The 19,211-nt window shown below is 57.6% G+C and carries 16 protein-coding genes and 1 tRNA gene; 11 read left to right on the top strand and 6 right to left on the bottom strand.

The window, feature by feature from the left end; translation table 11 throughout:
• Positions 1 to 489: 489 nt before the first annotated feature.
• From KZZ06_RS01415 to pdxH, 5 genes are all read right to left on the bottom strand, one after another.
• Positions 490 to 4,140, bottom strand: a complete 3,651-nt coding sequence (locus KZZ06_RS01415) for a vitamin B12-dependent ribonucleotide reductase (RefSeq protein WP_219578240.1) — start codon at positions 4,138 to 4,140, stop codon at positions 490 to 492.
• Positions 4,141 to 4,783: 643 nt separating this feature from the next.
• Positions 4,784 to 4,860 (bottom strand) — tRNA-Pro (locus KZZ06_RS01410).
• A 65-nt stretch (positions 4,861 to 4,925) separates the two neighbouring features.
• Complete coding sequence (locus KZZ06_RS01405) at positions 4,926 to 5,375, bottom strand: DUF192 domain-containing protein (protein WP_219578239.1); 450 nt, start codon at positions 5,373 to 5,375, stop codon at positions 4,926 to 4,928.
• Between the two features lie 14 nt (positions 5,376 to 5,389).
• Positions 5,390 to 5,932 carry a cold-shock protein gene (locus tag KZZ06_RS01400; protein WP_219578238.1) on the bottom strand — a complete coding sequence of 181 codons (543 nt, stop codon included), beginning with the start codon at positions 5,930 to 5,932 and terminating at the stop codon, positions 5,390 to 5,392.
• A gap of 68 nt (positions 5,933 to 6,000) precedes the next feature.
• Positions 6,001 to 6,606: a pyridoxamine 5'-phosphate oxidase gene (gene pdxH, locus KZZ06_RS01395; RefSeq protein ID WP_219578629.1), complete on the bottom strand. Its 606-nt coding sequence runs from the start codon at positions 6,604 to 6,606 to the stop codon at positions 6,001 to 6,003.
• 209 nt (positions 6,607 to 6,815) lie between these two features.
• Here pdxH and fabI point away from each other — a divergent pair, with 209 nt between their 5' ends.
• From fabI to KZZ06_RS01365, 6 genes are all read left to right on the top strand, one after another.
• Complete coding sequence (gene fabI / locus KZZ06_RS01390; RefSeq protein WP_219578237.1) at positions 6,816 to 7,622, top strand: enoyl-ACP reductase FabI; 807 nt, start codon at positions 6,816 to 6,818, stop codon at positions 7,620 to 7,622.
• A gap of 4 nt (positions 7,623 to 7,626) precedes the next feature.
• A complete protein-coding gene (gpt, locus tag KZZ06_RS01385) occupies positions 7,627 to 8,139 on the top strand; it encodes a xanthine phosphoribosyltransferase (protein ID WP_219578236.1) in 513 nt (170 codons plus the stop codon).
• Between the two features lie 132 nt (positions 8,140 to 8,271).
• On the top strand, positions 8,272 to 9,438 hold the full coding sequence (locus KZZ06_RS01380; protein WP_219578235.1) for an aminotransferase: 1,167 nt from the start codon (positions 8,272 to 8,274) through the stop codon (positions 9,436 to 9,438).
• Positions 9,439 to 9,503: 65 nt separating this feature from the next.
• Positions 9,504 to 11,348 carry a peptidyl-prolyl cis-trans isomerase gene (locus tag KZZ06_RS01375; protein WP_219578234.1) on the top strand — a complete coding sequence of 615 codons (1,845 nt, stop codon included), beginning with the start codon at positions 9,504 to 9,506 and terminating at the stop codon, positions 11,346 to 11,348.
• 12 nt (positions 11,349 to 11,360) lie between these two features.
• Positions 11,361 to 12,872 carry an anthranilate synthase component I gene (trpE, locus tag KZZ06_RS01370; protein WP_219578233.1) on the top strand — a complete coding sequence of 504 codons (1,512 nt, stop codon included), beginning with the start codon at positions 11,361 to 11,363 and terminating at the stop codon, positions 12,870 to 12,872.
• Between the two features lie 2 nt (positions 12,873 to 12,874).
• Entirely contained in the window at positions 12,875 to 13,915 is a 1,041-nt protein-coding gene (locus KZZ06_RS01365) for a succinylglutamate desuccinylase/aspartoacylase family protein (RefSeq protein ID WP_219578232.1), read from the top strand.
• 2 nt (positions 13,916 to 13,917) lie between these two features.
• Here the strand turns inward: KZZ06_RS01365 and KZZ06_RS01360 are convergent, their stop codons facing one another.
• Entirely contained in the window at positions 13,918 to 15,480 is a 1,563-nt protein-coding gene (locus KZZ06_RS01360) for a divergent polysaccharide deacetylase family protein (protein WP_257884144.1), read from the bottom strand.
• 161 nt (positions 15,481 to 15,641) lie between these two features.
• On the opposite strand from KZZ06_RS01360, the gene KZZ06_RS01355 reads away from it, so the two are divergent.
• The 5 genes from KZZ06_RS01355 to moaC are packed head-to-tail and all read left to right on the top strand — an operon-like array spanning position 15,642 to position 19,184.
• Positions 15,642 to 16,223 (top strand): aminodeoxychorismate/anthranilate synthase component II, encoded by a 582-nt coding sequence (locus tag KZZ06_RS01355; RefSeq protein WP_219578230.1) that lies wholly within the window; start codon positions 15,642 to 15,644, stop codon positions 16,221 to 16,223.
• Positions 16,220 to 17,239 (top strand): anthranilate phosphoribosyltransferase, encoded by a 1,020-nt coding sequence (gene trpD, locus KZZ06_RS01350; RefSeq protein ID WP_219578229.1) that lies wholly within the window; start codon positions 16,220 to 16,222, stop codon positions 17,237 to 17,239. Before KZZ06_RS01355 ends, trpD begins: the two co-directional genes overlap by 4 nt.
• Positions 17,239 to 17,901, top strand: a complete 663-nt coding sequence (locus tag KZZ06_RS01345; protein WP_219578228.1) for a uracil-DNA glycosylase — start codon at positions 17,239 to 17,241, stop codon at positions 17,899 to 17,901. The genes trpD and KZZ06_RS01345 overlap by 1 nt, the downstream gene beginning before the upstream one ends.
• Positions 17,898 to 18,710, top strand: coding sequence for an indole-3-glycerol phosphate synthase TrpC (gene trpC / locus KZZ06_RS01340; RefSeq protein WP_219578227.1), 813 nt, complete (start codon positions 17,898 to 17,900; stop codon positions 18,708 to 18,710). Before KZZ06_RS01345 ends, trpC begins: the two co-directional genes overlap by 4 nt.
• On the top strand, positions 18,711 to 19,184 hold the full coding sequence (moaC, locus tag KZZ06_RS01335; protein WP_219578226.1) for a cyclic pyranopterin monophosphate synthase MoaC: 474 nt from the start codon (positions 18,711 to 18,713) through the stop codon (positions 19,182 to 19,184).
• Positions 19,185 to 19,211: the final 27 nt, after the last annotated feature.

Raw genomic sequence — 19,211 nt, 5'->3', positions numbered from 1 at the left:
TGAACTGATTTTATCCTAGCCGGAGCTCTGTGCTCGTCATCCAGCGAACTCTTCTTCACAAGCGTACCAAAGAAAAAAGGGAGCCCAAGGGGCACCCTAAGTTTCGCATGGCCAAGCTCATCGTTAACCGCTCGTTTGTTTTATGCCTGCGGCTTGGCCGTCGTTAGGGGCTAGCGCACCGGCCCCCTGTTTGATGGATTGAACGAGGAAACTAGCTCCTCTCTCAAACCGAAACTGCGTATGAAATGACACCGAGAAATGCGTAATCATATGCCGTCTCGAAGCTCATGCCCCTTTAGAAGTCCCGTTTCCCCCACCTGATCGCCGTACTAAACCATCAAACTACATAGAAAATCGGCACCCAGTTCGCGTCAATAAAATCAACAACTTACGTGAACTGGGCGCTAATCACCTTGTAAATGGCCGCCGAAACACCCCGAAATGGGCTATATATGCTTGGCGTTTCAAACCTTCCAACCACTCAATTACTTAGCTACAGCCAGACGTGCCGCCACAGGTGTTGCACTTCATGCAGGTGCCGTTACGGACCAGCGTGTAGTTGCCGCATTCGCCGCAGGCCTCGCCTTCATAGCCTTGCATCTTGGCCTTGGTGCGGGCGTCGATACCGACCGCGCCGCTGGAAATCGCGGTGGTCGATTCCACTGACGTGGTGACCGACTGCGCGATCGCAGCAGTGCCGGCGTCCAAGACAGCAAGGTCAGACATCCCCTGCCCGCCTTGCATCAAAACCAGTTCCTGCGGCATGCGGTTGCGCAAATACCCGGTCGAGCTGATCTGCTTGAGCACCTCCAGAGACCGCGTCGCGGCGTTTTCGGAAATCTCGGACACGTTGCGCACGCCCTCTTCCTCGCCGCGACCGATGGTGTCGAATGTGGCCCCTTCGGGTTTCACATGGGCCAGATCGGTGCGGTCCAGATAGGACACAGCCAATTCGCGGAAGATGTAATCAAGGATCGATGTCGCGTTCTTGATGCTATCGTTGCCTTGAACCATGCCGGCGGGTTCGAACTTGGTAAAGGTGAAGGCGTCGACAAATTCTTCGAGCGGCACGCCGTATTGCAGGCCCACGGACACGGCGATGGCAAAGTTGTTCATCATCGCGCGGAAACCGGCACCTTCTTTGTGCATGTCGATAAAGATTTCGCCGAGCGTGCCGTCACCATATTCGCCGGTGCGCAGGTAAACCTTGTGCCCACCAACGATGGCCTTTTGGGTATAGCCCTTACGGCGCTGAGGCATCTTTTCGCGGTGCGATTTGACGATCTCTTTGACGATGACTTTTTCGACGATCTTTTCGGCCAGAACCACGGCTTTTTCGTGGATGTTACCGGATTCGAGCGTTTCTGCCGCTTCGTCGTCGTCTTCGACCAAGGCCGCGGCCAAAGGCTGTGACAGTTTCGATCCGTCACGGTACAGCGCGTTGGCTTTCACACCCAAAGACCAGGACAATTCATACGCCTGTTGGCAATCTTCGATGGTCGCATCGTTGGGCATGTTGATAGTCTTAGAGATCGCACCCGAGATGAACGACTGTGCGGCGGCCATCATGTAGATGTGGCTGTTCACCGACAGATACCGCGTACCTTTTTTACCGCAGGGGTTGGCGCAATCGAAGATGCTGTAGTGTTCTTCTTTCAGGTGCGGTGCACCTTCTAGCGTCATGGTGCCGCAAACGTGGTCGTTGGCCGCGTCGACGTCTTTCTTAGAAAAGCCCAAGGATTTAAGCAGGTCAAACGTAGGGTCGTTCAGCATTTCTGCCGGAATACCAAGGACTTGCGTGCAGAATTCCTCGCCCAGGGTCCATTGGTTGAACACGAAACGGATGTCAAAGGCCTGCGCCAATGCCGCGTCGATCTTGGCCAGTTCGTTCACACCAAAACCGTGGCCGACCAATGTGGTGTGGTTGATACCCGGCGCATTTCCGATGCTGCCGTGACCCACGGCATGGGCGACGATTTCTTCGATCTGGGCCGATCCATAGCCTTGCTTTTCGAGTGCTGCTGGCACGGATTGGTTGATGATCTTGAAGTACCCGCCACCGGCCAGTTTCTTGAACTTCACGAGGGCAAAGTCAGGTTCGATCCCTGTGGTGTCACAATCCATCACCAGACCGATGGTGCCCGTGGGGGCGATCACCGATACTTGGGCGTTGCGGTACCCGTGCTTTTCGCCAAGGCGCAGCGCTTCGTCCCAGGTCGAGGTTGCAACCGCGATCAGGTTTTGCTGGGGGCAGTTTGCGTGATCCAACGGGACCGGCTTTACGGCAAGGTTCTCGTAGCCATCGGATTTCCCCAATGCTGCGTTGCGGTGGTTGCGGATGACGCGCAGCATGTGGTCGGCGTTTTTCTTGTAGCCCGGGAAGGCCCCCAATTCGCCCGCCATTTCAGCGGATGTGGCATAGGAAACGCCGGTCATGATCGCGGTCAGGGCACCACACAAGGCGCGGCCTTCGTCGCTGTCATAGGAATAGCCCATGTTCATCAGCAAGCCGCCGATGTTTGCATAGCCCAGACCCAAGGTGCGGAAATCGTATGAGCGTTGCGCGATCTCCTTGGACGGGAATTGCGCCATCATCACAGAGATTTCCAGCGTCACAGTCCACAAACGCGAGGCGTGCATGTAGTCTTCGACCTGGAATTCGCCGTCTTTGAGGAAGGTCAGCAGGTTCATCGACGCCAGGTTGCAGGCCGTGTCGTCAAGGAACATGTATTCGGAACAAGGGTTTGACCCACGGATCGCGCCGTCTTCGGGGCATGTGTGCCATTCGTTAACGGTGTCGTGGTACTGGATGCCCGGATCGGCACAGGCCCATGCGGCGTGGCCAACCTGTTCCCACAGGTCGCGTGCACGGATCGTTTTCGAAACGCGGCCCGTTGTGCGGTCCAGCAATTCCCAATCGGCGTCTTTTTCAACTGCGTGCAGGAATGCGTTGGTGACGCGGATCGAGTTGTTGGAGTTCTGGCCGGAAACTGACGAATACGCCTCGGAGTCCCAGTCGGTGTCATAAGTCGGGAATTCGATCGACGTGTGGCCCTGCTTGGCATAATCCAGCACGCGCTTGACGTAAGTCTCGGGGATCGCGCATTTTTTCGCGTCCTTGATTGCGGCTTTCAGTTGTTCGTTCTTTGCGGGGTCATAGGCGTCGGCCTGAATGCCATCCCATGCTTTGATCGCTGCAAACAGCTTGTTCAGCTCGCGTTCGTGCATTTTCGAACCCGCGACGATGGACGCCACTTTCTGCTCTTCGATGACCTTCCAGTTGATGAAGTCTTCGATATCGGGGTGGTCCGCATCGACGATCACCATCTTGGCCGCACGCCGCGTGGTGCCGCCCGATTTGATCGCACCAGCAGCGCGGTCACCGATTTTCAGGAAACCCATCAGGCCGGATGATTTACCACCGCCCGACAGCCCCTCGCCCGCACCACGCAGGCTGGAAAAGTTGGTGCCTGTGCCCGAGCCGTATTTGAACAAACGTGCCTCGCGGACCCACAGATCCATGATACCGCCATCGCCCACCAGATCATCGGCAACGGATTGAATGAAACACGCGTGGGGCTGCGGGTGCTCGTAAGACGATTTCGAGCGTGTCAGCTTGCCGGTCTTGTAATCCACATAATAGTGGCCCTGCGCTGGACCATCGATGCCATACGCCCAGTGCAGGCCGGTGTTGAACCACTGCGGGCTGTTTGGGGCACCCGACTGGGACGCCAGAATGTGGCGCATTTCATCGTAATAGGCTTGGGCGTCGGCTTCGGTGGTGAAATAGCCACCCTTCCAACCCCAATAGGCCCATGCGCCTGCCAGACGGTCGAATACCTGCTTGGATGACGTCTCGCCGCCCATGGTCGCATCATCGGCAGGAACCGAGCGCCACAGGAACTCTGGCACGCCCTTTTCTTTGATCTTTTTGGTGGCCGAGGGCACGCCCGCTTTGCGGAAATATTTCTGGGCGATCACGTCCGAGGCGACCTGGCTCCAGCTGGAGGGGACTTCAACGTTATCGAGATGGAAAACCACCGATCCGTCCGGGTTACGAATTTCAGAAACGGTGCTCACGAAATCCAGCTTGGCGTATGCATCTTGCCCGGATGTCGTGAATTTTCTTTCGATTTTCATATCTTTCGCCCCATTATCTCAGCTCATTTATACGAGGCCAAATCTGACATTGCAGACCGCCCCAAGACCTATTGACCAAAACAGAGAACGTATCACGCAAGGACCAATACGGCCCGTGATAAGCGTTCAAACATGCGCCAAAGCTGCGTTTGCCTCATCTGCCTCATCGGTCCGCCGCCTAATGTTAACCACTAGATATAGTGGCGTGACCGTCAATCCACACAAACTGACGTAGATGACCCTAGTCGGTCAACGAAAATATTCACAAATATTCGCAACTAGAGGCTTGACCGAAGTGGGATTTTTTGAGGCACCCAGCCCCGCAGTGATTCAAGGCGAAAATATGCACAAGCGTTCACTATTTGCCGGCCGCGCCCTGACCTGTGGATAAGTCAATAAACGCCAAGGTTTAGCGCGCCCCCCTCATCTATCACTTGAGATACCCACAAAGAACTGCACAGCCAGTTGGGGGCATTTCCAAAATCAGCCTGCGATAGAAAAAATATTAGGCACAGGGAATGAAGAGCTGATTTTGCGCAAGACAACGGGAGATAGGAACCGGACTGATACCCATTGAACACAAATATAGCGTTCTGACCTGCACGAAGCAGATCAGGAACACTATATGTGGTGGTTCTTAAAGTGGTCGGGGCGAGAAGATTCGAACTTCCGACCCCCTGTACCCAAAACAGGTGCGCTACCAGGCTGCGCCACGCCCCGACTGCGGCCTACTTAGCTACAAGTGATCTGATTGAAAAGCCCTAACTTCACAGAAATCGACCGAATTAGCAGGGCCATGCCGGGTTGTGTGCCGCAAACGCCGGATGACGCAGCTCGGACCCTATTTTAATGCCCATCCGTCTGGCCAAACCGCCGTTTATCTCAAGCACAGACAGCAAATTTTTACCGCCATAAATCATAGTTTCATCCAAAGGCACGGCGTTTTCGTGAATATGTTTCACAACACCACGGGAATCAATGAACAGCATATCCAAAGGAATCAGCGTGTTGCGCATCCAGAACCGCATGGTTTGCGGGTTTGTATAGACAAACAACATGCCCGCACTGCTGGGCATCGATTCACGAAACATCAGACCTTGGGCGCGCTCGGCGTCGTCATCGGCGACCTCAACAGAGAATCGCGCCTGCCCCCAGTCCCCCCGCAGCAAAACTGCGTCGTCAGAACAGGCCGCTGACGCCTGCCCCGCAAAACTGGCGGTCAGGGCGAACAGCAATAATAAGGTTTGTGCTATTCGGCGTCCGGCTTGGTTAAAATCACAGTTTCCCACGCATATACCTCTGCAGCCATCTTCCCGCGCTCGCCCGATATGACGCGCATTGCCAATGCCTCACCCGGTTGTACATCGGACAGCCCCGACTGACGCAATACTTCTACATGTAAAAAGATATCATCGCTTTTACCAAATACATTGGCAAAGCCGAAACCTTTGGATTTATCAAACCATTTAACCCGCGCTGGTTCAATTGGGACCGCTTTCACAATGGCGGGATCAACTCCGACGATTTCTTCCAGCGGGCTGGATAGCCCCATGTCGGGGGGATGAATTGCGTGAACGTGAGTGGCCTGCACACCGCGGCTGGTTTCATGGGCCGTAATTTCAACCCGCGCCCCATCCGCGATCGAGCTTTGGCCATAGTTTCGCAACACATTCACATGCAGCAAGATATCAGCCCCGCCGTCATCGGACACAACGAATCCGAAACCCTTTGCAGGGTCAAACCATTTTACAGTTCCCGAAATGACGGGGGCGATATTATCTAAATCTGACACAAATGTCCTTTGGTACTCTAAATTCTTGCCCAGCGGATTAATTAACTTTCTGTCTCATTTAGGCCTTATTATGGGCTTAACCTCGTGACAGTCCAGCCCGATCCTAAATCAGGCCGACGCCAAACAAATCGATCATGCAGGCGAAACTCGCCATCTGCCCAAAATTCAATCTCTAACGGGGCTAATCGATAGCCGCCCCAAAATGGCGGGCGCTTGGGGTCAGGCCCTTGTTTTACCGTCACTTTTGCAACCTCGGCCATCAAGGCAGCACGGCTAGACAACGGGCTTGATTGATCCGACGCCCAGGCCCCCAGCCGGCTTTTCAGCGAACGCGACCGATAATACTCATCCGCCTTCGGTCCGTCTTCCTTCGTAATGATTCCACGCGCACGTATTTGGCGACGCAGCGATTTCCAATGCATGACGAATGCGGCTTTTCCGGCCTGATCCAATTCGCCGGCCTTTGCGCTGGTATAATTCGTATAGAAGACAAATGCGTCGTCTTCGATCTCTTTCAAAAGCACCATACGGGCGTTCGGCATGCCCTGCGCGTCAACCGTCGACAGCGCAATCGCGTTAGGGTCATTTATTTCGGCGTCAGTCGCTTCGGACAGCCAACGTTGCGCCATTTCAAACGGATTATCCCCCGCAAATTTACCTTTGCGTGTTTCAATATCTCCCAATGAACTCTCACTCCCTAAGCCCAAGCTCGCATTAGCAGCCGTCTATAACATTTGACACAGCCAAACAACGAAAAGCCGCGCGCGAAATAATAAATGCTCGCATGGGTTGCTTGCAACACACCCCAGACGCACAGCCTTGCCGAAAAACAATCAATCGCATAAACCGTCTTCAACACAACGATAAATTCGAAGGAAATAGAATGGCAAATGACCTGATGGCAGGCAAGCGTGGGCTCATCATGGGTCTTGCGAATGACAAGTCGATTGCCTGGGGCGTCGCGCGCACCTTGGCAGACGCAGGTGCTGAGCTGGCTTTTTCCTATCAGGGCGACGCGCTGAAAAAACGCGTTGATCCGCTCGCTGCGCAATTGGGCAGCGATATGGTTCTGCCCTGCGATGTGGGGTCAGAAGAATCCATTGATGCGCTATTCGACGGCATCAAGAAACGCTGGGACAATATTGACTTTGTCGTGCATGCCATTGGTTTTTCAGACAAGAACGAGCTGCGCGGGCGCTATGTCGACACCAGTCGCGGTAACTTTGCGATGTCGATGGATATCTCGGTCTACTCGTTTACTGCCGTCATGCAGCGTGCGGAAAAGATGATGAACAAAGGCGGCAGCGCCGTGACCCTCACCTATTATGGCGCGGAAAAAGTCATGCCGCATTACAATGTCATGGGCGTGGCCAAGGCCGCACTTGAGGCCTCCGTGAAATATCTTGCAGAGGACCTTGGCAAAGACGGCATCCGCGTCAACGCGATCAGCGCAGGCCCGATAAAAACGCTTGCGGCCTCTGGTATCGGTGATTTCCGCTATATTATGAAATGGAACGAATATAATTCGCCCCTGCGCCGTAACGTCACGATCGACGAAGTCGGCAAATCGGCACTGTTCCTGCTCAGCGATCTGGGATCAGGCACCACCGGCGAAAACCTTCATGTGGATGCGGGGTATCATGTGGTTGGCATGAAAGCCGTCGATGCACCCGATATGGCAAAGGACTAACCAGATGAGCAAAGATCCGTCGCGCCTGCCCCACGAAAAAGGCTTTCACATCAGCTGGGACCAAATCCACCGCGATAGCCGTGCGTTGGCATGGCGGTTGGATGGGATGGGACCGGACGATGGTGCATGGCGCGCGGTCGTTGCCATTACACGCGGCGGCATGGCCCCCGCTATGATCGCCGCCCGCGAGCTTGACATCCGCACCGTGGATACGGTCTCGATCAAGTCTTATGACCACCAAGACCAATCCGATGCTGTTGTTCTCAAAGCGCCAGACGCTGAACTTATGGGCGATGGTACCGGGATCTTGATCATCGACGATCTGGTCGATTCCGGAAAAACTCTCGAGGTGGTGCGCAGGCTCTATCCCAAAGCGCACCTCGCCACGGTTTACGCAAAACCAAAAGGCCGCCCGCAGGTTGATACCTTCATCACCGAAGTCAGCCAGGATACATGGATTTTCTTTCCATGGGACATGGCCCTGCAATACGTCGAACCCTACCGCGGCAAAGATTAAGCAAAAAGATTCTATGCCTTCGGCGAGGATTTTAGACCATTTGGAATGAAGACGCGCGCCGCGCCTCGCTTCTCTGGCTCTTAAATATCCTCGCCGAAGGCATCCGCCCTTGATCACAGGAACCTACATCCGATGTTGACGCGTACTGCTTCCACCTTTGCCCCGCCTGTCATGGAAGCCCGCCGCTGGTTAGACGGTGTTGATTTCCCCGCAGACCGCCCCTTGATCAACGTCAGTCAGGCCGCCCCCGTCGATCCGCCCCCGCAGCCCCTGCGCGAGGCGATGGCGCAGGTCGCGTTGACCAATGACGATGCCCATCTTTATGGTCCGGTGCTGGGGTTGTCAGAGCTGCGAGCCGAATTGGCGTTGCAGACGTCGGCGCATTATGCGGGCCAGATTGACCCCGCGCAGGTTGCAATCACATCCGGGTGCAATCAGGCATTCGCCGCCGCCATCGCGACTTTGTGCAGTGAGGGCGACGAGGTCATTTTGCCGACCCCATGGTATTTCAACCATAAAATGTGGCTTGATATGTCTGGGGTGAACACGGTTGCGCTCAAAACCGGGCCTGATCTACTGCCCGATCCCGAAGCCGCTGCTGCATTGATCACCGATCGCACCCGGGCGATTGCGATTGTCACGCCGAATAATCCCGGCGGTGCCGAATACCCTGCCGCACTGGTTCAGGCGTTCTTTGATCTGGCCCGTGCCCATGGCATTGCCCTGATCGTGGACGAGACCTACCGCGATTTCGACAGCCGTTCTGGCCCGCCGCATGCCTTGTTTCAAGACCCCGATTGGCATGACACGCTGATCCACCTTTATTCCTTTTCCAAAGCCTACCGCCTGACCGGCCACCGTGTGGGGGCGCTGATTGCATCCCGGTCACGACTGGCTGAGGTTGAGAAATTCTTGGACACGGTCGCCATTTGCCCCGGCCAAATCGGCCAGCATGCGGCGTTGTGGGGGATGCAAAACCTGTCGCAATGGCTCGCAGGCGAGCGCGACGAAATTCTAGCGCGGCGTAAAGCGATCACCGATAACATGCCCAAACTTGCAGCCAAGGGATGGCGGCTTTTGGGTCTTGGTGGCTATTTTGCCTATCTCGAGCATCCGTTTGAGGAACCATCTGATCAGCTCGCGCAGCGCATGGTGCGTGATGCAAGCATTCTATGCTTGCCCGGAACGATGTTTTGCCCCCAAGACGACCCCAGCGGGGCGCGGCATCTGCGGATCGCATTTGCCAATCTGGATGCAGACGGTATTGCCGTGCTCTTTGACAGGATGGCGCAGCTTTAACGGCCCTCTTGCCCCCCTGCCGCGCACCGCATAGATAGGTTCAAACGCGCTAAAAGGGTAAGATCATGAAAGCCAAAGGCAATAGCCTCACGAAAACCGCAGTCTGGGTATTGATGGGCCTGCTGATCCTTGGCCTTGGCGGCTTTGGCGCGGTCAATCTGTCCGGTAATGTGCGCACCGTCGGCACCGTGGGCGACAAGGAAATCTCGGTCGATAACTATGCCCGGGAACTGCAGCAGCAGATCCGCACGATTGAATCCCAAACCGGTGAAACCATGCCCTTTCAACAGGCGCAGGCCATTGGCCTGGACCGCGCGGTTTTGCAGCGTCTTGTCCGTCTGCGCGCCCTTGATAACGAGGCCGACCAGATGGGTCTGTCCATCGGCGATGAAAACTTGCGCGAGCGGATCGTCGAAATCCCCGCGTTCCAAGGGATCAACGGTGGCTTTGACCGCGAGGGATATCGTTTTGCCTTGCAGCAATCCGGCCTGACCGAAGCCGAATTCGAGGTGTCCCTACGCGAAGAAGCGGGCCGCACATTGTTGCAGAACGCGATCACAGGTGGCGTTGCCATGCCGGATGCCTATGCCAAGACCCTTGTCGATTATGTTGGCGCGAAACGCAGCTTTACCTGGGCTACTTTGAACGAGGTTGATCTGGCGGAACCCGTGCCTGCCCCGACCGATGCGCAATTGCAGGCCTATTACGACGAGAACACCGACCAGTTTATGCTGCCAGCCAGCAAATCCATCACCTATGTCCTGATGACCCCCGGCGATCTGCTGGACGAGGTCGAAGTGTCGGATGCAGATTTGCAAAAGGCGTATGAGGACCGTGCAGCCGAATATATCCAACCTGAACGGCGTTTGGTCGAACGGCTGGTCTTTGGCGATCAAGCAAGCGCCGACCAAGCCGCAGCAGCACTTGAGGTCAATGGGACAACCTTTGAGGCCCTCGTTCTGGACCGTGGGCTGACCCTTGAGGATGTCGATATGGGGGATGTGGCCGCGCAGGATTTGGGTGCCGCTGGTGATGCGGTATTTACAGGCGACGTGAATGACGTCGTTGGGCCAGCGCCCACCAACCTTGGGCCGGCGTTGTTCCGGATCAACGGTGTTTTGCCGTCGTTGAACACCACATTCGAGGAAGCACGCCCTGCCCTGCAACAAGACCTTGCCGGGGATCGCGCAATCCGCCAGATCGAAGTCCGCGCCCGCGATCTGGACGATCAGCTTGCAGGCGGTGCCACGCTTGAGCAGTTGGCCGAAGAAAGCAAAATGACCCTTGGCCACATCGACTGGACCCAGAACAGCGACGAGGACATCGCCGCCTATGCCGGTTTCCGCGAAGCTGCCGCAGCCCTGACCGCCGATGATTTCCCCAAGATCGATCAGCTTGAGGACGGCAGCGTCTTTGCCATGCGTCTGGACGGCACCTTGGACGAACGTGCCAATCCGTTTGACGATGCACGTGCAGATGTTGTTGCCGCATGGACCGCTGATCAGGTTTCGCTGGCGCTGCATGCGCAGGCCGAGGCGCTGAAGCCCGAACTTGAGAATGGTGCGGATTTCGAAAGTCTCGCGCTGACGCCGACAGTGCAGACCGACCTGACCCGCGACGCGCTGATCAATGGTGCGCCTGCCGATATGATGACCGCCGTTTTTGATGCCGCCATCGGCGATATTCTCGTGATCGACGGCGACAATTCGGTGGTGATCCTGCGTGTCGACGCGATTGCAGACCCTCAGGAAAGCACGCAAAACCAGCAGCTTCTAACGCAGCTATCCGCCCAACTGGATCAACAGCTCGGCCAAGACGTGTTTACGATCTACGCAAGCGATGTCGTGCGCCGTGCAGGTCCGATGGTCGATCAACAGGCGATCAACGCCGTCCATGTGAACTTCCCATAACGAAGGCCGACCATGTCACTGACCCCTGACTATGACAGCTTTGCCGCAGGATATGCGGAAGGCAAAAACCAGATTGTTTATACCCGTTTGGCCGCTGACCTGGATACGCCGGTATCTTTGATGCTCAAGCTTACGGGGGCTGCGGAAAACGCCTTTGTCCTTGAATCCGTCACGGGCGGCGAGGTGCGCGGGCGCTATTCCATCATCGGGATGAAGCCTGATTTGATCTGGCGCTGCAATGGTAAGACGTCGGCCGTGAACCGCGCCGCGCGCTATGACGGTGACGCGTTCGAGGACGTGCCCGGCAACCCGCTGGACACCCTGCGCGGGCTGATCGCTGAATCAAAAATCGACCTGCCCGCCGACCTACCCCAAGCCGCTGCGGGTCTGTTTGGCTATCTCGGTTATGACATGATCCGGCTGGTCGAACACTTGCCGAATGTAAATCCTGATACGCTGGGCCTGCCCGATGCGATGATGGTACGCCCGTCGGTGATTGCCGTGCTGGACGGCGTCAAAGGCGAGGTCACAATCGTGTCGCCCGCATGGGTATCCGACGGCCAATCCGCCAAGGCCGCATATGCGCAAGCGGGCGAACGTGTGATGGACGCTGTGCGCGATCTGGAACGGTCCATGCCCGGCACCAGCCGTGATCTGGGCGAGGCCCACGAGGAATCTGCCCCGGTCAGCAATTTCACCCGCGAGGGCTATAAATCCGCCATCGAAAAGGCCCGCGACTATATCGTTGCGGGCGACATCTTTCAGGTGGTGCCGTCGCAACGCTGGGCGCAGGGTTTCTCGCAACCGCCTTTCGCCTTGTACCGCAGCCTGCGCCGCACCAACCCGTCGCCGTTCATGTTCTATTTCAACTTTGGCGACTTCCATGTTGTGGGGGCCAGCCCTGAAATCCTTGTCCGGGTCTTTGGCAAGGAAATCACCATTCGCCCGGTTGCAGGCACCCGCCGTCGCGGTGCCACCCCAGAGGAAGACCGCGCCCTTGAGGCCGATCTGTTGGCCGACGAAAAAGAGCTGGCCGAACATCTGATGCTGCTGGATCTGGGCCGCAACGATGTGGGCCGTGTCGCCAAGATCGGCACCGTGCGCCCCACCGAGGAATTCATCGTCGAACGCTATAGCCACGTGATGCATATCGTATCCAACGTGGTGGGCGAATTGCGCGATGACCGCGATGCGCTGGATGCGTTCTTTGCGGGCATGCCTGCGGGCACCGTGTCAGGGGCCCCCAAGGTCCGCGCGATGGAGATCATCGACGAGCTGGAGCCGGAAAAACGCGGGCTTTATGGCGGCGGTGTCGGCTATTTCAGTGCGGGCGGCGACATGGACATGTGCATCGCCCTGCGTACCGCCGTGATCAAGGATAAAACCCTATATATTCAGGCCGGCGGCGGTGTTGTCTATGACAGCGACGCCGAGGCGGAGTATATGGAAACCGTGCATAAATCCGACGCAATCCGCCGTGCGGCTGCCGATGCGGCGCGGTTCTCGGGACAGGGCAACAGCTAACAATGCCGAACCGTGACCCTTTTGAAATCGCAGGTCAAAAGGTTGCCTCCGGCACCCGTGCCCAAGTTGATCTACCCATCTCAATCCTGCCCGATCACACGCCTGTTGGCCTGTCGCTTGAAGTCATCCATGGCAAACGGCCCGGCCCCACCATGTTTGTCAGTGCAGCCGTGCATGGGGATGAATTGATCGGGGTCGAAATCGTGCGCCGGCTGCTGCGGACGCCCCAGCTCAAGTCCTTGCGGGGGACGTTGTTGGTGATCCCCGTGGTCAATTCGTTCGGGTTTCTAAACCGTTCACGCTATCTGCCAGACCGCCGCGATCTGAACCGCTGCTTTCCGGGCCACCCGTCCGGGTCGCTGGGATCACGGCTGGCGCATATTTTCCTTAACGAGGTGGTGCTGCGTTGTGATTTCGGGATCGACCTGCATTCCGCAGCGATCCACCGCACCAACCTGCCACAGGTACGCATTTCCCCGTCTGATCCGATCACACGGCGCATGGCGATCAACTTTGCGGCCCCTGTGGTGCTGACATCGCCCTTGCGTGACGGATCGTTGCGCGCCGTTGCGTCGGCCATGGGCACGCCCGTGTTGCTCTACGAGGCGGGCGAAGGGTTGCGGTTTGACGAAATGGCCGTGCGTGCCGGTGTTGCGGGTATTTTGCGTGTGATGCGCGCCGAAGACATGTTGCCCGCCAAGGGCATCGCCCCGTCGCGCCGTCAATCGCATGTCTGCTCCAGTTCCACATGGCTGCGCGCGCCTGTGGGCGGGCTGCTGCGCACCTTTCGTGCCGAGGGGGAAACCGTCAAGGCAGGCGATGCCCTTGCCACGGTATCCGACCCCTTTGGCAAGACCGAGGAAGACATCCTAGCGCCCTTTGACGGCATCCTGATCGGCCGCGCGATCCTGCCCGTGGTCAACGAGGGTGACGCGGTTTTTCATCTTGCCAAGCTGATGCCCCGCGCCGTCGTCGACACGGTCGAGGATATGATTACCCAGTTGGAAAGCGACCCGCTGTTCGACGAAGACGAAATTATCTAGCGTTATTCGCCGCTTGCGGCCAGCAATACCGCCGAAATCGGGGCCAAAGCGACTTGGCTCGCACGGTCTTGCAAGCCCCAAACCAACAATGCCGAGATTGTCTCGGGCCGCATCCGGCCCAGCATGATCACCGATCCTTCGATCCCTGCCTTGAACGCGGCTTGGTCCAAAAAGCGGCGGATCACGGTGGGTGTCTGATCTTTGCTGTCAAAGTCACGAAAAATCGGAGATGCGGGCACGCCTTCTTTGACCGCCAGCTTTGGCATGGTGTTCAACCCTTTGTCCTGGCTGACCAACCCGTACCCGCCTTGGGCCAAAATCTCGGTGACCTGATCCGCGACATCGCGGTTAGGCTGCAAGCCTGCGCCCACCCCTTCCAAGACACCGACCACCTGCGGCATCCGCTGGAACGCAACGGCCAAGGTCGTCTCGGCGTCTGACGGCTCTGCGCCCTCGGGCAGGTCAACCATCGCCAAGACCTCGAACCCTTCGGCGCGGTAAATCTCCATCCGTTCGGCGGCGTCTGGCAGGGAAACATCAACGGCAAAACTGATCGGATATGGAAAGCTGCGCAAAGCCGCGATGCCAACTTCGCCGCCCTCAAGATCGCTACCCTGATCAATCAACAATATGCTCATCAACGGTTTTTGGTCTTCGTTTACAAATGCTTGGGCATACATCTCAACCGGGCGGACTGTTGGCTGGGGGCCTGCATCCGCCTGCGGTTGATCCCCCGAATTTGCAGTCGGCAACCGGTTCACGGTGACGTCCGCCCCGGTTTCCGGCATGCCCGCATCCGGCGTTCCCGTAATCGGCGTTCCCGTAATCGGCGGCACCGTGGGTAATGCGCTATAGGCCGGGCGCGTCTCGGGGTCCGCTACGGGGGCATCCTCGGCCTCGACAACAATCGTTTTAATCTCGGGCAGTGGAATGGGGGCGATGGTTGGTTCGGTCTCGGGGGTCACTTCAGCGGCGACAGGCGCATCAGGCATCACCGGGGTTCCAGCGACGGTTTCTTCGATCTCGGCTTCTTCCGTAGCAGGTTCCTCGATCGTAGCTACTTCCGCCTCAACGTCCGCCGCCTCAACTTCCACTGTCTCCACTTCCGTTGGCACCACCGCAATTGGGTCAGCGGTTTGGGTCTCGACATCCACAGCATCAGGGGCTTGCGGTTCCATCGGGGCCAAGGCCATCGGATTTGGCAAAACCGGATCATCGCTGGAAATCTCGGGCACTGTGCTCTCGGCAGCAGGTGCAGGTGCCTCGACCGCTTGAACCATTTCGGGCGGTGTCAGCGGGGCCGTCGCCATTTCGCTTGCCACATCGTCCAGACCGTCCGCCTCGGGTGGGGCCATCGCCACGACAGGCTCTGCCACGGGCTGCGGATCATCCATTTCCGGCAGGACTGCGACAACGCCCGCAGGGTCGGCCGCGTCAATTTCGAGGGGGCCCGCATCGGTAATTTCAGGCGCAGTGCTGATTGGTACGAAAAACGACACGACACCAACCAAGACAACGCTGAACGCGCCACCAATCAAGACACCCCCTAGAAATCCGCGTATCATGCCTGAAATACTCCTGCTATTTGTTCTTGCATTGGCCCTTGCACGGACCTGGCACCCTTGACGATGGCTCTTAAGCCTGAACATGTATTGGCGAACATTGTACTGTGGTTTCGCGGCATTCCTCTAGCCCTAAACCCCGCCTGAATACAAAGAATTGCCTTATGCTGCTACTGATAGATAACTACGACAGCTTCACCTACAATTTGGTGCATTATCTAGGCGATTTAGGGGCCGAGGTCGATATTCGGCGAAATGATGCCATTTCGGTTCAAGACGCAATGGCGCTGAACCCGGCGGGTATTATCCTGTCGCCCGGCCCCTGTGACCCAGATCAGGCCGGCATCTGTTTGTCGCTAACCAAAGCCGCCGCAGGCGCTGGCATCCCGTTGTTCGGGGTGTGTTTGGGGCACCAGACGTTGGGCCAAGCGTTCGGCGGCAAGGTCGTGCGCGCCGATGACATTGTGCACGGCAAGATGGGGCAAATGCACCACACGGGCAAAGGCGTGTTTGCCGGCCTGCCCTCGCCCTTTGCGGCGACACGCTATCATTCACTGGTGGTAGAACGGGCGACATTGCCCGATTGTCTGGAAATCACAGCCGAGCTTGAAGACGGGACAATCATGGGTCTGCAACACCGCGAACTCCCCATGCACGGCGTCCAGTTTCACCCTGAATCGATCCGCTCAGAGCATGGCCATAAAATGCTTCAAAACTTTCTTGATCTCGTAAAGGTGCCCGCATGAGCGAACGTCTCAAACCGTTGATTGATGCTGCGGCGAATGGCCCCCTGACCCGTGATCAGGCCGAAGAAGCCTTTGGCATTTTGTTCGACGGCGAAGCAACCCCAAGCCAGATCGGCGGCTTTCTGATGGCCCTGCGCACGCGCGGTGAAACGGTTGACGAATACGCAGCCGCCGCCCATGTGATGCGCGCAAAATGCAACCCGGTCGTGGCACCTGCGGGCGCGATAGACATCGTCGGCACCGGCGGTGACGGCAAAGGGACATTGAACATTTCAACCGCGACCGCCTTTGTGGTGGCAGGGGCTGGCGTTGTTGTGGCCAAACATGGCAACCGCAACCTGTCGTCCAAATCCGGTGCCGCGGATGCCTTAACGCAAATGGGCCTAAAAGTAATGGTAGGCCCGAAAGTGGTTGAGGCTTGCCTGAACGAGGCCGGTATCGGCTTTATGATGGCCCCCATGCACCATCCGGCCATCGCGCATGTGATGCCAACCCGGTCAGAACTGGGCACCCGCACGATATTCAACATCCTTGGCCCGCTGACAAACCCCGCCAGCGTGAAACGCCAATTGACCGGCGCATATCGCCGCGATCTGATCCGGCCCATGGCCGAAACCCTTGGTGCTTTGGGGTCCGAGAAAGCATGGCTGGTCCATGGGTCGGACGGCACCGACGAATTGACGATCACGGGCGTAAGCTGGGTCGCTGCCCTGAACCCCGACGGCACGATCACCGAATTCGAGATCACGCCAGAAGACGCAGGCCTGCCCGTGCATCCGTTCGAAGACATCGTTGGCGGCACACCCGAAGAAAACGCGATTGCGTTCAATGCCTTGCTTGACGGCGCACCCTCTGCCTACCGCGATGCCGTGTTGCTGAACGCTGCCGCTGCTTTGGTTGTTGCAGACGCGGCCCCCGATCTGAAGGCGGGCGTTGAAATGGCCCGCACCAGCATCGACAGTGGGGCTGCCCGCGATAAGATCACCCAAGTGGCCCGCATTTCGAACGCCGGTTGATGTTCGACCTGTCCGCCCTTGGCGCATGGCGCGATCTGCCGTTTTTCGACGATACCCTGCCCGCGATCGAAACCGCATTGGCGCAAGACGAACGGGTGATCCTGCCCCCCCGTCATCAGGTATTTGCGGCCTTGCAACAGACCCGGCCCGATGATGTGCGTGTCGTTATCTTGGGCCAAGACCCCTATCCCACGCCCGGCCACGCCCATGGGCTGGCTTTTTCGGCCGAGGCTGACACCCGCCCGTTCCCCCGATCTTTATCCAATATCTTCAAAGAGATGCGCGAAGATATCGGAACCGCCCCAGCCAATGCCGACCTGCGTTTTTGGGCACAACAGGGGGTATTATTGCTCAACACCACGTTGACCGTGCCCGCTGGCGCTGCGGGCGCACATGCGAAACTGGGGTGGCAAATCTTGACCGCGCAAATCCTGCGCCGCCTGTCTGATCGCCCCCGCGTGTATTTGCTGTGGGGCGCGCATGCGCAGAAAGTCGGCAAAGACGTCGACCCGCAGGCAAACCTCAAAATCGAAACAGCACACCCGTCACCCCTGTCCGCGCGGCGCGGCTTTTTCGGCTCGCACCCCTTTTCGCGCAGCAATGACTGGTTGCAGGCCCAAGGGCAAACCGCCATAAACTGGGCAACCCCGGAGACATCATGACAGATACCATCCTAGACAAGATCAAAGCCTATAAACTGGAAGAGATCGCCACCGACAAAGCCGCAAAACCGCTTGAGGCCGTCGAGGCAGACGCCCGCGCCGCATCCACCGTGCGCCCCTTTGCCGACGCGCTGTTTGACGCCGCCCGCGAAGGCTACGGCCTGATCGCCGAGATCAAGAAAGCCAGCCCTTCCAAAGGTTTGATCCGCCCCGATTTTGACCCAGCCGCACTGGCAGCCGCCTATGCTGCGGGCGGGGCGACATGTCTGTCTGTTTTGACGGACACCCCCAGCTTTCAAGGGGCCAAGGAATATCTGGTCGCCGCCCGCGAGGCTTGCAGCCTGCCCGTCCTGCGTAAAGATTTCATGTACGACACCTATCAGGTGGCCGAAGCACGCGCCCTTGGGGCCGATTGTATTTTGATCATCATGGCATCCGTCAGTGACGCGCAGGCGCTAGAGCTTGAAGCCGCCGCCGCCGAATGGGGCATGGATGCGCTGATCGAAGTTCATGACAAAGCCGAGCTTGACCGCGCGGCACTGCTGTCCAGTCGGATGATCGGGATCAACAACCGCAACCTCAAGACCTTCGAGACGTCGCTGGATACCACCCGCAGCCTGTCAAAATACGTTGATATGGATAAGATGATCGTGTCGGAATCCGGGTTGAACACACCGGATGACCTGTCTGAAATGGCCAAGTTCGGCGCGCGGGTTTTCCTGATCGGAGAAAGCCTGATGCGGCAAGACGATGTCGAGGCGGCGACACGTACGCTGCTTGCCAATCCGCTGCGCCCCGGAGGCATGTAAATGGCCCTTACGCATTTTGACGGCAAGGGCGACGCCCATATGGTTGATGTCTCGGATAAACCTGTAACATCGCGGATCGCAGTGGCCGAAACCCACATCAAGATGCAGCGCGAAACCTTTGATATCATTACCGAAGGGCGTGCAAAAAAGGGCGATGTTCTGGGTGTTGCGCGTCTGGCGGGGATCATGGCTGCCAAGCGCACTGCCGACCTGATCCCGCTGTGCCACCCCCTGCCCATCACCAAAGTGTCGGTCGAACTGACACCCGACCCCGACCTGCCCGGCATCCGGATTGAGGCGACCGTAAAAACCACCGGCCAAACCGGTGTCGAAATGGAAGCCCTTACAGCCGCATCCGTCACCGCACTGACCGTCTATGACATGGCCAAAGCGGTGGACAAAGCCATGGAAATCGGCGGCCTGCGCGTCCTGCTCAAAGACGGCGGCAAGTCGGGCCGGTTCGAGGCCAGTTGAGGATGGACGCTCGATCACTTGAGCTGT

The organism is Sulfitobacter sp. CW3 (assembly GCF_019392245.1).
In the GTDB taxonomy this organism is placed as follows: Bacteria; Pseudomonadota; Alphaproteobacteria; order Rhodobacterales; family Rhodobacteraceae; genus Sulfitobacter.
This window is presented reverse-complemented; position numbering and strand designations above follow the sequence as displayed.

What these genes read in the sequence shown, in the direction of transcription:
- KZZ06_RS01375 (WP_219578234.1), top strand. Translation starts at nt 9,504, where the DNA reads ATGAAAGCCAAAGGCAATAGCCTCACGAAAACCGCAGTCTGGGTATTG.
- trpE (WP_219578233.1), top strand. Translation starts at nt 11,361, where the DNA reads ATGTCACTGACCCCTGACTATGACAGCTTTGCCGCAGGATATGCGGAA.
- trpC (WP_219578227.1), top strand. Translation starts at nt 17,898, where the DNA reads ATGACAGATACCATCCTAGACAAGATCAAAGCCTATAAACTGGAAGAG.
- KZZ06_RS01355 (WP_219578230.1), top strand. Translation starts at nt 15,642, where the DNA reads ATGCTGCTACTGATAGATAACTACGACAGCTTCACCTACAATTTGGTG.
- moaC (WP_219578226.1), top strand. Translation starts at nt 18,711, where the DNA reads ATGGCCCTTACGCATTTTGACGGCAAGGGCGACGCCCATATGGTTGAT.
- KZZ06_RS01415 (WP_219578240.1), bottom strand. Translation starts at nt 4,140, where the DNA reads ATGAAAATCGAAAGAAAATTCACGACATCCGGGCAAGATGCATACGCC.
- KZZ06_RS01345 (WP_219578228.1), top strand. Translation starts at nt 17,239, where the DNA reads ATGTTCGACCTGTCCGCCCTTGGCGCATGGCGCGATCTGCCGTTTTTC.
- fabI (WP_219578237.1), top strand. Translation starts at nt 6,816, where the DNA reads ATGGCAAATGACCTGATGGCAGGCAAGCGTGGGCTCATCATGGGTCTT.
- trpD (WP_219578229.1), top strand. Translation starts at nt 16,220, where the DNA reads ATGAGCGAACGTCTCAAACCGTTGATTGATGCTGCGGCGAATGGCCCC.
- gpt (WP_219578236.1), top strand. Translation starts at nt 7,627, where the DNA reads ATGAGCAAAGATCCGTCGCGCCTGCCCCACGAAAAAGGCTTTCACATC.
- KZZ06_RS01380 (WP_219578235.1), top strand. Translation starts at nt 8,272, where the DNA reads ATGTTGACGCGTACTGCTTCCACCTTTGCCCCGCCTGTCATGGAAGCC.
- KZZ06_RS01360 (WP_257884144.1), bottom strand. Translation starts at nt 15,480, where the DNA reads ATGATACGCGGATTTCTAGGGGGTGTCTTGATTGGTGGCGCGTTCAGC.
- KZZ06_RS01365 (WP_219578232.1), top strand. Translation starts at nt 12,875, where the DNA reads ATGCCGAACCGTGACCCTTTTGAAATCGCAGGTCAAAAGGTTGCCTCC.